This window comes from Paenibacillus sp. JT31N17 (genome assembly GCF_056269255.1).
In genome coordinates this window covers 115,343-129,169 of record NZ_JBWDNP010000003.1, presented here as the reverse complement: position 1 = coordinate 129,169, position 13,827 = coordinate 115,343, and the positions used below count along the sequence as shown (strand labels likewise).

General features: G+C 51.3%; 13 protein-coding genes and 1 other RNA gene. 2 read left to right on the top strand and 12 right to left on the bottom strand.

Annotated features, from left to right (window positions below; genetic code table 11):
• The gene (locus AC0YOB_RS12225; RefSeq protein WP_475793065.1) at positions 1–705 is read left to right on the top strand and encodes a TerC family protein; all 705 of its coding nucleotides are present in this window, start codon (positions 1–3) and stop codon (positions 703–705) included.
• Positions 706–741: 36 nt separating this feature from the next.
• Here AC0YOB_RS12225 and thiI read toward each other — a convergent pair whose 3' ends face one another.
• The 6 genes from thiI to AC0YOB_RS12195 form a co-directional block, all read right to left on the bottom strand.
• Complete coding sequence (thiI, locus tag AC0YOB_RS12220; RefSeq protein ID WP_475793554.1) at positions 742–1,962, bottom strand: tRNA uracil 4-sulfurtransferase ThiI; 1,221 nt, start codon at positions 1,960–1,962, stop codon at positions 742–744.
• Positions 1,959–3,122 carry a cysteine desulfurase family protein gene (locus AC0YOB_RS12215; RefSeq protein WP_475793064.1) on the bottom strand — a complete coding sequence of 388 codons (1,164 nt, stop codon included), beginning with the start codon at positions 3,120–3,122 and terminating at the stop codon, positions 1,959–1,961. The genes thiI and AC0YOB_RS12215 overlap by 4 nt, the downstream gene beginning before the upstream one ends.
• A 119-nt stretch (positions 3,123–3,241) precedes the next feature.
• Positions 3,242–3,952 (bottom strand): lytic transglycosylase domain-containing protein, encoded by a 711-nt coding sequence (locus AC0YOB_RS12210; RefSeq protein ID WP_475793063.1) that lies wholly within the window; start codon positions 3,950–3,952, stop codon positions 3,242–3,244.
• 159 nt (positions 3,953–4,111) lie between these two features.
• Positions 4,112–4,498 carry a DUF4190 domain-containing protein gene (locus AC0YOB_RS12205; RefSeq protein ID WP_475793062.1) on the bottom strand — a complete coding sequence of 129 codons (387 nt, stop codon included), beginning with the start codon at positions 4,496–4,498 and terminating at the stop codon, positions 4,112–4,114.
• Between the two features lie 10 nt (positions 4,499–4,508).
• The gene (locus tag AC0YOB_RS12200; RefSeq protein ID WP_210037686.1) at positions 4,509–4,721 is read right to left on the bottom strand and encodes a DUF1540 domain-containing protein; all 213 of its coding nucleotides are present in this window, start codon (positions 4,719–4,721) and stop codon (positions 4,509–4,511) included.
• 53 nt (positions 4,722–4,774) lie between these two features.
• On the bottom strand, positions 4,775–5,275 hold the full coding sequence (locus tag AC0YOB_RS12195; protein WP_475768156.1) for a YpuI family protein: 501 nt from the start codon (positions 5,273–5,275) through the stop codon (positions 4,775–4,777).
• A gap of 190 nt (positions 5,276–5,465) precedes the next feature.
• Here AC0YOB_RS12195 and AC0YOB_RS12190 point away from each other — a divergent pair, with 190 nt between their 5' ends.
• Positions 5,466–7,334, top strand: coding sequence for a S8 family peptidase (locus AC0YOB_RS12190; RefSeq protein ID WP_475793061.1), 1,869 nt, complete (start codon positions 5,466–5,468; stop codon positions 7,332–7,334).
• A 90-nt stretch (positions 7,335–7,424) separates the two neighbouring features.
• Here the strand turns inward: AC0YOB_RS12190 and rnpB are convergent.
• From rnpB to dnaG, 6 genes are all read right to left on the bottom strand, one after another.
• Positions 7,425–7,861, bottom strand: an RNA gene (rnpB, locus tag AC0YOB_RS12185) — RNase P RNA component class A.
• A 130-nt stretch (positions 7,862–7,991) separates the two neighbouring features.
• Positions 7,992–9,113: a Nif3-like dinuclear metal center hexameric protein gene (locus AC0YOB_RS12180; RefSeq protein ID WP_475793060.1), complete on the bottom strand. Its 1,122-nt coding sequence runs from the start codon at positions 9,111–9,113 to the stop codon at positions 7,992–7,994.
• Positions 9,089–9,871 (bottom strand): tRNA (adenine(22)-N(1))-methyltransferase, encoded by a 783-nt coding sequence (locus AC0YOB_RS12175; RefSeq protein WP_475793059.1) that lies wholly within the window; start codon positions 9,869–9,871, stop codon positions 9,089–9,091. The genes AC0YOB_RS12180 and AC0YOB_RS12175 overlap by 25 nt, the downstream gene beginning before the upstream one ends.
• Before the next feature lies 1 nt (position 9,872).
• On the bottom strand, positions 9,873–10,700 hold the full coding sequence (locus tag AC0YOB_RS12170; protein ID WP_475793058.1) for a hypothetical protein: 828 nt from the start codon (positions 10,698–10,700) through the stop codon (positions 9,873–9,875).
• 122 nt (positions 10,701–10,822) lie between these two features.
• Positions 10,823–11,950 (bottom strand): RNA polymerase sigma factor RpoD, encoded by a 1,128-nt coding sequence (gene rpoD / locus AC0YOB_RS12165; RefSeq protein WP_210037692.1) that lies wholly within the window; start codon positions 11,948–11,950, stop codon positions 10,823–10,825.
• 33 nt (positions 11,951–11,983) lie between these two features.
• Positions 11,984–13,819 carry a DNA primase gene (dnaG, locus tag AC0YOB_RS12160; RefSeq protein WP_475793057.1) on the bottom strand — a complete coding sequence of 612 codons (1,836 nt, stop codon included), beginning with the start codon at positions 13,817–13,819 and terminating at the stop codon, positions 11,984–11,986.
• Positions 13,820–13,827 lie beyond the last annotated feature (8 nt).

Here is a 13,827-nt window from a genome sequence, read left to right as displayed (position 1 = left end):
ATGGATTTCTTATCGTTTGAATTTTTTTCAGCCTTGCTTACTATCGTATTCATTGACCTCATTCTTGCAGGGGATAATGCCATTGTAATCGGGCTTGCCGCCCGCAAATTACCTAAATTACAACAAAAGAAAGCCGTCATCTGGGGAACGGTAGGAGCGGTCGGCATCCGGGCATTAGCCACCATATTGGTCGTTTATTTGCTGGATATACCGTGGCTCATGCTAACAGGAGGAATCCTGCTGCTGTGGATTGCCTACAAGCTGCTGGTGGACGAGAACAATCATGAGGATATCAAGGCAGGCAATAATCTCTGGCAGTCCATACGAACCATCATCATTGCCGACGCCGCGATGGGGATAGACAATGTTATCGCAGTCGCAGGCGCAGCGCACGGCAATATAACCCTCGTCATACTCGGCCTTTTAATCAGTGTTCCGGTGGTTGTTTGGGGAAGCACCCTGTTTATCAAAATCATCGAACGGTTTCCATGGATCATCTATCTGGGCTCAGGGGTGCTCGCATACACAGCAGCAAAAATGATCACGCATGAAACCAAGATCAGCCAGGTGTTTGAGAGCAGCGCGCTGTTCGAATGGTCCTTCCTCATACTGGTCGTGGTCGTCATCATCGTCGCAGGCCTTTGGAAAAACACTGCAAGAAGCCGCAAAATTTCCAATGAAAAAAGCAGGGAAGCCCAAGCTTGACAGGGCTCCCTGCTTTTTCTTTGTATGCGATCCCGCTTAAAACCAATCGTCGTCGCCGGCCGCCTGCGCCCCAAGCTTGTCATCCGGCGATATCTCCAGTGTCTCCACCCCTGAAACCGCCTGCGCAATCATCTCCTCAAGCTCCGGTACAAAAGACTCCACCTTGCTGACTACATTTAAATTTGGATTGGTGCTCGGTGATTTCGGCAGAAACAAGGTGCAGCAATCCTCAAAGGGAAGAATCGAGGTCTCATACGTGCCGATTCGCTTCGCGATCCGGATAATATCTTCCTTGTCCATCATAATAAGCGGACGCAGCAGCGGAAGTTCGGCGCTTCGTCCGATTACGTTCATGCTGCTCAGCGTCTGGCTTGCCACCTGGCCCAGGCTGTCGCCGGTAACAATCCCGAGCGCTCCCGACTGAACGGCTAGCATTTGGGCGATGCGAAGCATAGAGCGGCGCATAAGCGTGATAATGAGATTATCCTGCTTGGCCTGGGCGAATGCCGTCTGGATCTCCGTGAACGAGACGAGATGCAGCTTAATCGGAGCACCGCTGTAATGGGATAACCGTCTCGTCAGCTCGATTACTTTTTCCTTGGCCTGCTCGCTCGTAAAGGGATAGCTGTGAAAATGAACCGCTTCGATTTCCAGCCCCTTGCGCATGGATAAATAACCTGCAACCGGGCTGTCAATACCGCCTGAGAGCAGCAGCATGGCTTTGCCGTTGCTGGCAAATGGATAACCGCCGGCAGCTTCCACAACCTCGCTGAAGATATAAGTGCCCTCGGGCTGGATTTCGACGCGAAGCTCCACCTCCGGTTCCCTGACGTTAACCTTGAGGCGCGGCATGGCCCTCAGCACATAAGCCCCTACCAGCTGGTTCATCTGCTGGGAATCATGCGGAAAGGATTTCTCCACGCGGCGTACCGACACCTTGAATGTGGCGGGTTCCCGGGAAAGAGAAAGCATGGCGTCAAGCGATGCCGCCTGGATGGTTTCCAATATATTTTCAACCCGTCTGACCGGACTGAAGGAGCCGATTCCGAATATATCCTTCAATTGTTCAGCTATGGCCGCATAAGGCTCTCCGTTCAAGGCAACGTAAATTCGCCCGTAGCTGCGGGTGATTGCTGCCCTGCTGTATGGCGCGAGCACGCCTCTCACCTGCTGGAGCATGCGTTTCTCAAACTGGCTCCGGTTGCGTCCTTTTATCGTATGCTCGCCGAAGCGAATCAGGATGATGTCTGGTGTCATGAACGTATTTCCTTCCTCTCCAGCGGCTTCAGCTTCTTCACAACCGTCTCCAGCATGCTGCAAAGCCATTCGAGTTCGCGCCTTCCATGCTCATCGCCGAAGCTCACGCGAATGCCGCTGGACGCTCTCGCCTGGCCCACTCCCATGGCTTCCAGCACCCGGCTTGGCTTATTGTCTTTGGACGAGCATGCCGATTTGGTTGATGCCGTGATTTTATGCTTCTCCAGCAAATGAATAAATACCTCCGGCTTCATTCCGGGATAAGAGAAACTGACAATATGCGGGGTCATATCCTCCTGCTCCCCTCCATTGAGAACAAGCTCCGGAATTTGGGCGATTGCTTCTGTTAGCTGTCGCCTCAACGCCGTCATCCGCTCATACCGTTCAGGCTGGCTCTCCATAGCCATGCGAAACGCTTTGGCAGATGCAACAATGGCCGCCACATTCTCCGTGCCTGAGCGCATCCCGAATTCCTGATCCCCCCCTGCAAGCAGAGCATCCAGCTTGACGCCGCTCCGTATATATAAAAGTCCTGCGCCTCTTGGCCCTCTCACCTTATGAGCGGAAGCGCTGAACAAATCAATGCTATCGCTGCGCAGATCGATGGGCAGCTTGCCCACGCTTTGAACCCCATCCACATGAAAAACAATTCCGCGGCGCCGATCTTTGAGCATCCGGCCGATCTGGTGGACCGGCTGAATGGAGCCGACCTCATTATTCACATGCATAATGGTAACAAGTATCGTCTCGTCGGTTAAATGAGCTTCCACGTCTTCAAGGCTCACAATCCCGTTCCTTGAAACAGGCATGAAGCTGATCCGGAATCCATCACGCTCCAGCTGCTTGCAGGTTTCGTAAACAGATGGATGCTCGATGGCTGTTGTAATAATATGCTTGCCCTTATGCGCATTCGCTCTGGCTGCCCCTTGAATAGCCAGATTGTTGCTCTCCGTCCCGCCCGAGGTAAAAACCCATTCCTTCGCCTCTGTTCCGAATAATCCGGCAATGGCGCTCCTGGACCGCTCCAGCAAATGGCCGGCTTCCATACCGCTCCGGTGCAGGGAGGAAGGGTTGGCATAATGCTTCGCCATCACCTCGGCCATCGTACGAATCACTTCCTCATGCGGCGGGGTGGAAGCGCAGTGGTCAAAATAATACATGCGCCACTCTCCTTTCTTCATATGCACAAAATAAAAAGATCAACGACAGAATGCCGGCGCGAAATTCTGCGCACGATATTCTTCGCGATCTATTCAAGGCTAAAAATCTTCGGCTTCGATTAGAAATTGGACGGGCTGTATTGTGCCAAAGCCGCCAATACCTTGCCCACATAACGCTGTGTCTCCGCAGGCAGAGCGCCAAGCTTCTGTGCAAAATCCTCATTGCTTGAGATTCCGGCGCGGTCGACACGTCCGGGACCGGCATTATACGCCGCCAAAGCCGCCTGCTCGCTGCCGCCGTATTTTCCCAGCAGATAAGCGAGATAACGCGTGCCGCCCTCGATATTTTGCTGAGGATCAAATGAATTCTCGACTCCCAGCCCGCGGGCAGTTCCATCCATTAGCTGCATAAGGCCTTTGGCGCCGGCGCTGGACACGGAATTCGGATTGAAGGCGGACTCCGTATCAATGACAGCTTTGACAAGTGAAGGGTCAACCCCGTATTTGGCCGAGGCTTCGTTTATATAGGGATCAAATAATGTTGGAGTCGGGTTATCCATTGACAGATCCGGTTCATTATAAAAAGGCAGCGGTTGTTTGTATAAAGTCGTTATAGAAGCCAGTTCATCGTTCAATGCCTGCAATCCTGAATCCTCCTGCAAGGAACTGCCGCTCCCGGACAGCATTTGGGATAATAGCGTACCGAACAAGGAAGGGTCTTCCTGGCTGCCGGGGGATAGGATATTCGGACTGCTGCTTCCCGTAAAATCAAGACTGGGCATCCATTGCAGCTGGAGCAGTGTTTTCATAATACGCGGATCTATGCTCATCGTTGGCCTCCAGTTGGGTGCATTGCATAAAATGACAGCTTTTGTACCTATTTTACATGGTTTCAGGAAGAATCGCCAGTAAGACAATAGTCCTATGCCGTATTAAAATAGTAAGATATGTAAAAACCGGCGAATGCAATTCCGCCGGTCCTGAACATTTCAAGTAATGGAATAATAAAGCGGGATAATCACCAGATAAGCAATAACAGAAATCAGTCCGAGAATCATGGACCACAGGCCAAGACCTCTGGCATCCTGCCGGTAGGCGATAAAACCGACGACAATTCCTGTAGCTCCAAGAAGCAAAGGCCACACAAACCAGGATAGTACGGATAGAACAAGAGCTGCCCAACCAGCGGCTTGGCCTGCTGAACGTGTTTGCTCAACTGCTTCTTCGACATGCTCCTTCGTGTGATCCTTCTGGTACGCCTGTGGAGGTACAGTTAGCTCTGCGGACATTTCTTCATTGTAAGGATGATGATCATGTCCGTAGCTATGATGTTTATGGCTGTCTTCATGCGATTCATGCTCCGAATGTTGATCCATAAGCTTAGCCTCACTCCTTTGGTTTGAATGTGTGGCAGCAGGTGGACGCCGATTCGGTGGCATTATCTTGGTGGCTTGCCTGAAAATGTTCTCCGGCAAATTCGGAATCAAGATTGGTGTGTGCATGACTGTCGATGTCGATCATGATTTGATCGGCATTGCATTGGTTGCCCTGCCCCCAGAAGGAACAGTTTGCAACGCTGCAGCTTACGCCTTTTGGCATAAAAATCACCCCCGGTATCAATTTGCCCGCACCGGGGGTGACTTATGCCTGCCTTATTTTTGCCCTTGCATACGGCGTTGGGTCATGTAGTCGCTCTCATAATAAGACAAGTCGTCACGGAGCTCCTCATACACCTTCGATACCGAAAGCACGGTGTCGCGGGCATCGCGAACCGGTTTCTTGCGGAATCGGATCGCATCCTGGCCCGTATAGGCATAACGTCCGTCTTCGGAATAACATTCATTTTTAGGGTAGAAAAATGCGTTTACGCATTGGTGGTACACTTCATAAAGAACCCGTGCGGCAAAATCGTCATCAAAATTTGGCCGTCTGAGAGCAACTCCCAGTTTCTCGTAAGCTACTTCCGAAAAAACAAGCAAATGCCTTAGGTCAGACAGCAATCCTTTATAGAAAAGCTCCGCTTCGTTATCCTGATCTTCACTTGCAAGCTGCGGAAGCGCATGCTGGTTAAGGAACAGCTCCAATTGACCGATGGCGAGTTTTAACTTGTCCCTTGTCGATTCGCTCAGCGATTTCACGTTTGTCGATGGCATGATCGGTAGATCCCCTTTCGTTCTCCAAAACAATACTTAGACCATCAACATCGTACCACAAAATGCATGCAGATGGTACTGCCGTTTGACGTCCTGGACCGTATATTTTCATTCATTCCACCGAATTCTAAAGGCAGGGAGCTTCATTGAGGCTCGTGAATACTGCAAATTCGAGGAGGCAGCCATTAATATGCGACGCAAATGGATCGGCTGGTTCGCGGTGCTTGCCGCCGCGGCATTATTAATTCCTTTATCCCCCTGGTTCGGTGCTCCTAAACAGCAGCCCGGCAAGATTCAGGCTCCGGTGAAAGCAACGGCCGCATCCCGGGAGCATACGGTCAAGATGAAAACCATTAACCGGGATATGGAAGCAACGGCTTTAATGTGCACCAGGGAATGTTCAAGGAATCTCCATAAAATGATGATGAGCCATTCGATTGGAGACCCGGGTCCCGTCAATATGGAAGACATAATGAAGAAGCACAAGCAAATGGTGTATCTCGTCTGGATTCACAACGGTAAAACGATGACCCATGGCAAAAAACCGCAGGATGCAAACAAAATGCTTCAAACGCATTTGGCAGCCGCCAAAGCCAGTCTCCGGCAGGGCAAGGATTATACATCCACATCCTTGAAGCTGCATGGACACCGCTATGCCATCGTAGCCGTGCCGGACCATCGCCGCCGGGGCGACGGCATTATCGGCGTCATACTCCAGGATGTCATCACAGAGGTCGAGCGGCATCAGAAACGCAATTTAAGAATTGTGCCTTATCCGGCGGAGGGGCATTACAAGATCGAGTCCGTTATTCCCAATACGACAACCGATATGACGGTTGAGCAGGGTGAGGATAATGGCAACGCCAGTCATTATCATATTAATGAAGTCGTCGTGAAATTCAGTCATCCGCCCACGAGGCATGATTTGGATCGGATGAAAAGGGATATTGGTGCCATTTCAGTAAAAAAACTGGCCCATACCTTTATTTTCCGTTCCAAACTAATGGATGCCGAAAGCATGATGGAATATTTTAAAAGAACTTGGCAGCCGTTATATGTTGAACCCCATTACTTGTATATGACCAACGATATTGCGCCAATCATTCCTAACGATGCACTGTACTCGGAGTATCAGTGGAATTTACCATCGATTGAAACGGAGAAAGGCTGGACGCTCTCCAAAGGAAGCGAGCGTGTGCTCGTCGCCATATTGGATACCGGCGTTCAAGCCGATCATCCCGATCTTCAGGGGAAAACGGTGGATGGCATCAATCTCGTCAGCGAAGATGATCCGCCTGAAGACGATGTCGGACACGGTACGCATGTTGCCGGCATTATTGCCGCCAACGTGAATAACGGCGAAGGCGTAGCCGGCTTATCCTGGTATAACAAATTAATGCCTGTCAAGGTTCTGGATGCCAGCGGAGCCGGCTCTACCTATACGGTTGCGCAGGGAATCATCTGGGCGACGGACAACGGGGCCAAAGTCATCAATATGAGCCTGGGCAACTATGCTGAGGCGGAATTCCTCCATGACGCCGTCAAATATGCCTATGACCATGATGTGGTTCTGGTCGCGGCAAGCGGCAATGATAATACCGATCGTCCGGGATATCCTGCGGCTTACCCGGAGGTGTTCGGCGTGGCTTCCACGGATGCCGACGGTTCCCGGTCATCCTTCTCCAACTTTGGCGATTACATCGATGTTGCAGCACCGGGAGCAAGCATCGCGAGCACGTATCCCGGCAGTCAGTATGCAGCATTGTCAGGAACATCGATGGCCAGTCCCCATGTTGCCGCATTGGCGGGTCTGATCCGCTCCATTAATCCCGATCTGACCAATGTCGAGGTGATGGATATCATGCGCAAATCCGCAACCGACCTGGGTGACAAAGGTAAAGACAATTACTTCGGCTATGGACAGATCGATATCGTCCAGGCATTGGAAATGGCGAATCAATCGAAATTATCGCTGCAGCAGTTTGAGCAGCAGGTGGAACAGCGGCTTGCGAAGATCAAGAGCAAATACGAGTCCCATCTGACAGCTGCCAAAAAATAAGGATCAAATGAAAAACTGTTCCGATTGCGCCTTGAAAGACAAAGGTGCAAAAGGAACAGTTTTTAATTTTAATGGTGGATTTGAATCGTTGCGGAAAGCTTGCCGTAAGCCGGGTTCTGTACTCCATGTGGTCCAAACGGGAACGACCCTCCCACTTTCGAAGCGACAATCATCTATCTAGGCCTACCATTGCTGATCGGCTCAAGCAACCAACCCGAACGCTCCCCGGGCAAGGGTGCAGCATGAGATGCCTCTGCAAAAGCAGGTGCAAGCTCGTACTGCCGCGTTCTCTCGGTCTTGCTCCAGATGGGGTTTACCAGCACCGTTGTCACCAACGGTCCTCGTGGTCTCTTACACCACGGTTCCACCCTTGCCTGTGCTGACGCAAAGCCAGCCATCGGCGGTCCATTTCTGTGGCACTATCCTTCGGCTCGCGCCGACTGGACGTTATCCAGCATCTTCGCCCTACGGAGCCCGGACTTTCCTCTCGCAGCCTCACAGCTGCCAGCGATTGTCTGTCAAACTTTCCGTCATCTAGCTAGTATACTAAGAAGCGGTCAAAAGCTCAAGGCGAAAACGACTCCATGTTTTCATATTTCTTCAAAATTTCTTGATAATCCGAATTTTCTGCTCCAAGCCTGGAGGTAAAGTTTAAATTTAAATGAACCGGAAAGGTTCCGTCTCTACCTGGGACGCAGCCGCGACCGTCTTGTATTTACGCTTAATCAGCTCATGGGTCAGCCACTGCGCCACCCTCGGCTTCATGATTTTCTCAATATTATGTCCCGGATCAATAATGCACAGGCCTGCCACCAGAGCGTCATGAGCAGTATGATAATCAATATCTCCAGTAATAAGCACATCCGCTCCGGCGAACTGGGCGTGTTTCACATATCTGCCCCCGGAGCCGCCGAGAACAGCCGCTTTGCGGACAACCGTATCCGGATCGCCCACCATTCTGACCGCAGGCACGTCAAACACCTGTTTAACAAGCTCAGCGAGTTCAATCAGCTTTACAGGTTCCGGCAGCTTCCCGACACGTCCCAGTCCATAAGAAGGCCCATTGATTTCAAGCGGATACAGGTCATAGGCGACCTCCTCGTACGGATGTGCTTTAATCATCGCCTGAACAACCTTCCGCTGCAGGCTTTGCGGAACAATTGTCTCCACTCTTACTTCAGATGCCTGTTCGAGCTGGCCATGCTTTCCTATGAAGGGCTGCGCCTGCTCTCCAGGCAGGAAAGTTCCCGTTCCTTCCACCTTAAAGCTGCTGCAGCTGTAATTTCCCGTCGCTCCGGCTCCCGCATTCCAGATCGCCTGCAGAACGGCATCCTCATGCGCTGCAGGTACAAAAACAACAAGCTTAAACAGCTTGTCGGTATGGACAATTTCCAGACTTGCTCTGCCCTCTTGGGCGATGCCAACCAGATCGGCCATCCAGTCATTGATGCCGCCTTCAGCTGAATCAAGATTGGTATGAGCGATATACACGGCAATATCATGCTTGATCAGCTTCTCATAAAGTTTGCCGGCCGGCGTTGAGGTGTCGAGCTTCGCCAGCGGTCTATAGATGATGGCATGATGGGCAATGATCAGCCCGGCGCCTGAGGCAATTGCCTCATCAACCACCTCATCGGTCACGTCAAGAGCAACGAGCACCTTGCTTATTTCCTTCTGCAGCGTACCCAGCTGCAGGCCGATTTTATCATTCTCGACGGCCAAATGCTTGGGTGCCAGCTGCTCCATTAATTGAATTACGGTTTGACCATGGGCAAACATTGAAGCACCTCCTCCATTTGCTGCATTTCATCTCCAAGAGCCGCTTCTTTCTCCCTGGATTCGCTGAGCGTCGACAAAGCCAGCTGATTACGTATCCGCTCGAGCTTTCCAAGCTCCATCCGCCACTTCTTCTTTAAGAGCTCATCGCCTGCTTGCAGCAAATACGGTCCCATCCGGTACAGCCATTCGATGCGATAGCCTGCAGACATTTGAAGAGGGAGCTCAGAAGCATCGTACAAGCGGTTGTTCCACGCCTCTGCCGCCTCTTTATTCTCACCGGCGAGGGCATGCAGTATTTCATAAATACGGCCGTCTTCTTCTATAATTGTCTCAGTCTGAAGAACAAAATCGCGGCGTACGAGCCAGCGGCGCACCAGATCCTCTCCCACATTCGGCTGAAGAACCAGCTCCCGCACGCCGTCCAGGCGGCCATCTGTCCAGCCCGCTTCCAGAATATCGGACATCAGGCTTCCTCCCATGCCAGCAAGGATGACTGTATCCGCTTCTCCCGGCAAGAGGACCGACAACCCGTCTCCTTGACGGACATCGATTGCCCCGGTCAATCCGGCTTCAGCAGCACCCTTCTGCGCCGCCAGAAATGGTCCGGTATTCAGTTCACCGGCAATTGCCGACGGGCATTTGCCGCTCTGCACCAGATATACCGGAAGGAGGGCATGGTCAGAGCCGATATCGGCTGCCCGAGCGCCCGCGCTGACACGATCTGCTATCGTTTGCAGTCGTTTGGATAATTTTATCATGTTAAGCAACCCACGCAATCCACTGTTTTCTTAAGCTGAAGAGGAGCAAGCCCCCTGCAATGATTTTGGTGATAAGCTGCAGCTGCAGCCATATTTGTTCCTTGGCAAATACGGCGGAATATAATTCCGGCATAAACCAGATAAGCGCTCCCGCCACGAATAAAATAGCCGCCACGGGCCTTGACCAGCGGTGAAAAAACCAGCTGCACCAACCGAATACAAATGACGCCGGAAGCCAGAAAAGCTGAATTTCATACCATTCTGGAGAATCGAAAGTATTGGAGAGCAGCCAGGCATAAACGAGAAAAGAAGCGACCCAGCCGCATAGATGAAGCAGCGGAATGCGCACGCTAATCCCAAAAACGATCCAGACAAGCGAGCAGAAAGCAAGCACCCCCGCCTTCCAGCCCCAGGCTTGCAGCTCATGCAGCTGCAGCATATAGATCCCGGCGCCGAGCATCAGCAGCATGCCAATTCCGATGAGTCCCAAGCCGGCGGATTCATTTTTCTGGCGATAACGCTGGCCATACAGAAGAAAAACAAGCACTGCCGACAAGGATATGCCAATTTGCAATAAAGGATGAAAAAAGCTAAAATAAAGAACAACAAAACAAATCAAGGAAAAAATTCCAAATGTAAGGAACCACTGCTTCCATGAAGCCTTGGACACCGCCTGGGCCGCTTTACCGGTAATTGTCGAAGCCGTGCGGGCCGCTCCCTCTTCCACATATAAATTAAGCAGGAAATCGCAATATTGCTCCGGGAGCAGCTTGCTTCGCTGCCAGTGTTCAATTTCTTTTACAATCGTTTTGCGGCGCTCCTGATCCATGTTGATCCTCGTTCCTTTCGGGCAGCAATTTCTCAAACCTGTCGCGAGTTCATCATGATACGGTAATCCTTAAGAAAAAAAAGACCTTTGCTGCCGCAGCAGAAAGGTCCTCGTCTTCATCCTTATTCGAGAAAATCCTTCAACCGCTTGCTGCGGCTCGGATGTCTCAGCTTGCGCAGCGCTTTGGCTTCGATCTGACGAATCCGCTCCCGCGTGACGCCAAACACCTTGCCCACTTCCTCAAGGGTCCGGGTCCGTCCATCATCCAGTCCAAAACGCAGACGGAGCACATTCTCCTCGCGTTCGGTCAATGTATCCAGCACATCTTCCAATTGCTCCTTGAGCAGCTCGTATGCGGCCGCATCCGCCGGTGCAAGTGCTTCCTGGTCCTCGATAAAATCTCCCAGATGGGAATCGTCTTCTTCACCGATCGGCGTCTCCAGCGATACAGGCTCCTGGGCGATCTTCATAATTTCCCGGACCTTCTCCGTACTGAGATCCATCTCCGCCGCTATTTCCTCTGGACTTGGCTCACGGCCGAGCTCCTGCAGAAGCTGACGGGAGACCCTTACCAGCTTGTTGATCGTCTCCACCATATGAACCGGAATCCGGATTGTTCTGGCCTGGTCGGCGATGGCTCTTGTTATCGCTTGGCGGATCCACCAGGTTGCGTACGTGCTGAATTTGTAGCCCTTGGTATGATCAAACTTTTCAACGGCTTTGATCAGGCCCATATTCCCTTCCTGAATCAGGTCGAGAAATAACATACCGCGTCCCACATACCGCTTGGCAATACTGACTACGAGCCGGAGGTTGGCTTCGGCAAGCCTACGTTTTGCTTCCTCATCGCCATTCTCGATCCGTTTGGCCAGCTCAACCTCATCATCCGCGGACAAAAGCGGAACTCGTCCGATCTCCTTCAAGTACATCCGGACGGGATCATTGATTTTGATACCGGGCGGGAGCGCCAGATCATCGTCAAAATTAAATTCATCCGGTTCTCTCTCCTGATCTTCACGTTCTCTGCTTGTTGGAAGATCATCATTCTCATTCAACACTTCAATTCCGATATCATCGAGCTGTTCGAAAAATTCATCAATTTGCTCCGGATCCTGATCAAACGGTGAAAGCTTCTCCATGATCTCTTTATAGGTTAAGGAGGATCTTTTTTTACCGTGTTCAATCAGCTGCTCTTTGACAATCTCCAGCTTCTGTTCGATATCCAATTCAGTATGTTGATCATTCGCCATATTCCGACTCCCTCCTCCCTAGAAACGATCATCCTACTGTCCTTTAAGCTGTCTCTCTAGGGCTATAATCTCACTTGCAATTCGAGCCGCCAACAACATGTCGCCGGATCGTTCCGCCTGCACCATTTCCTCTTTCTTATGCTCGATTCCACGAAATCTGGGCACTTTGAGAATTTCCATAATATAGTGAGCGAGCAGCTGCTCGTCGAACGGAAAATCATCGTCCATCATTAAGATTGAAGCGGCCGTCCTCTCCAGACGGTCGTCCTGAAGCGAAGCGATAAATCGGCTAATATCCGGATCATGACCTTGTGCATAATAAGCATATAAGTAAGCAGCAAGCGCTGCGTGATCCTCAACGTTAAATGCTTCTCCGAGCTGGCCGTGCACCGTTTGCGCCGTTTCCCTGTCCTGCAGCATGCGGGCCAGAAGTCTGCGTTCCGCTACCTGATAAGCAGGCAGCACAGGCGGCGAAGAAGGCATACGACGGATTTCATTCCTACCATTATTCCACGAATTGTCGTTATTATCCCTTTGCGGCTTCAATTTCTGGTGCTGCTGTCTATGCTGGAAGCAGTCTTGTTTGAGCGCCTCTAAAGATATATCGAATTCACGGGACAGATCTTTTAGATAAAACTCACGCTCGGTGGGAGAATCAAGCTCGGCAATAATGCCGACAGCTTCGAGCATATAGTTCTTCTGTCCTTCTTCTTCTAGGAGTATATGGTTTTTCTTCGCATATATTAGTTTAAATTTCGTGACGGAAACGGGGTGTTCAATCGTCTCCCTGATAAATGCCTGCGCCCCGTTCTTTTCAATAAACTCATCGGGGTCCATGCCTTTGGGCAGCATGGCCACCTGCACGCGCAGACCTGCCTTTTCGAGCAGTGGAATGGTCTTCACGACTGCAGCTTGTCCGGCGCTGTCGCCGTCGTAACAAAGCAGTACTTCATCCACATTCCGCTGAAGGATCATGGCATGGCTCTCTGTCAGAGAAGTACCCATCGTGGCCACACCGTTATTGACTCCGGCGGTCCATGCTTTGACCACATCCATGTAGCCTTCGAACAATACGGCGCGCCGGCTCTTCCGCATGGCCGCCCTGGATTGATTGAAATTGTACAGGCTGCGGCTTTTGTTGAACAGCATGGTTTCGGGCGAATTCAGGTATTTGGGCTGCCCTTCGCCAAGTATCCGACCTGCCAGCGCAATTGCCTTGCCTTCGCCATTACGGATCGGAAACATAATCCGGTCCCGAAACCGGTCGATATATCCGCTTCCATCCTGCTTGGCAATCAGGAGACCGCCCTTTTCCATCAGATCCAGTTTGAATTCCCGCTTGTCCAGAAAACGCACCAAGGTATCCCATTCCGGCGGCGCGTAACCGATCAGGAATTGGTCGATCTGCTTGTCCGTTACCCCGCGCGAGCGCAAATACTCCAAAGCGGGCTGGCCATGAGACGTATTCATCAGCAGGTAATGATAAAGCTTTCCGGTAAGCTCATGCGCTTCAATCAGCTTATCCCGTTCACCCGATTCGACTGAATCGAAACCGTCGAAATTCCCTGTCCACGTTACCGGGATACCGGCCTCCTCCGCCATAACGCGGACCGCTTCAGGGAACGAATAGTTTTCGATTTCCTCGATGAATTTTACAGCATTGCCGCCTTTGCCGCACCCGTAGCAGTAGAAAATCTGTTTCTCGGGCGTAACGGTGAACGAAGGGGTCTTCTCTGAATGAAAAGGGCATAACCCTTTCATATATTTGCCTTGTTTTGAGAGGTTAACGTATTTTCCAACCGTCTCGACGATATCGTGATGCCGCAGCACCGCTTCTATGACGGAATCAGGTATTTTAGCGAACGCCATATATCCCC

Bases quoted from the DNA above. Each gene is read 5' to 3' on its own strand.
- AC0YOB_RS12225 (WP_475793065.1), top strand. From the start codon at position 1: ATGGATTTCTTATCGTTTGAATTTTTTTCAGCCTTGCTTACTATCGTA.
- AC0YOB_RS12205 (WP_475793062.1), bottom strand. From the start codon at position 4,498: ATGGATCAACATTCGGAGCATGAATCGCATGAAGACAGCCATAAACAT.
- thiI (WP_475793554.1), bottom strand. From the start codon at position 1,962: ATGACACCAGACATCATCCTGATTCGCTTCGGCGAGCATACGATAAAA.
- AC0YOB_RS12170 (WP_475793058.1), bottom strand. From the start codon at position 10,700: ATGGATCAGGAGCGCCGCAAAACGATTGTAAAAGAAATTGAACACTGG.
- AC0YOB_RS12180 (WP_475793060.1), bottom strand. From the start codon at position 9,113: ATGTTTGCCCATGGTCAAACCGTAATTCAATTAATGGAGCAGCTGGCA.
- rpoD (WP_210037692.1), bottom strand. From the start codon at position 11,950: ATGGCGAATGATCAACATACTGAATTGGATATCGAACAGAAGCTGGAG.
- AC0YOB_RS12215 (WP_475793064.1), bottom strand. From the start codon at position 3,122: ATGTATTATTTTGACCACTGCGCTTCCACCCCGCCGCATGAGGAAGTG.
- AC0YOB_RS12175 (WP_475793059.1), bottom strand. From the start codon at position 9,871: ATGATAAAATTATCCAAACGACTGCAAACGATAGCAGATCGTGTCAGC.
- dnaG (WP_475793057.1), bottom strand. From the start codon at position 13,819: ATGGCGTTCGCTAAAATACCTGATTCCGTCATAGAAGCGGTGCTGCGG.
- AC0YOB_RS12195 (WP_475768156.1), bottom strand. From the start codon at position 5,275: ATGCCATCGACAAACGTGAAATCGCTGAGCGAATCGACAAGGGACAAG.
- AC0YOB_RS12200 (WP_210037686.1), bottom strand. From the start codon at position 4,721: ATGCCAAAAGGCGTAAGCTGCAGCGTTGCAAACTGTTCCTTCTGGGGG.
- AC0YOB_RS12210 (WP_475793063.1), bottom strand. From the start codon at position 3,952: ATGAGCATAGATCCGCGTATTATGAAAACACTGCTCCAGCTGCAATGG.
- AC0YOB_RS12190 (WP_475793061.1), top strand. From the start codon at position 5,466: ATGCGACGCAAATGGATCGGCTGGTTCGCGGTGCTTGCCGCCGCGGCA.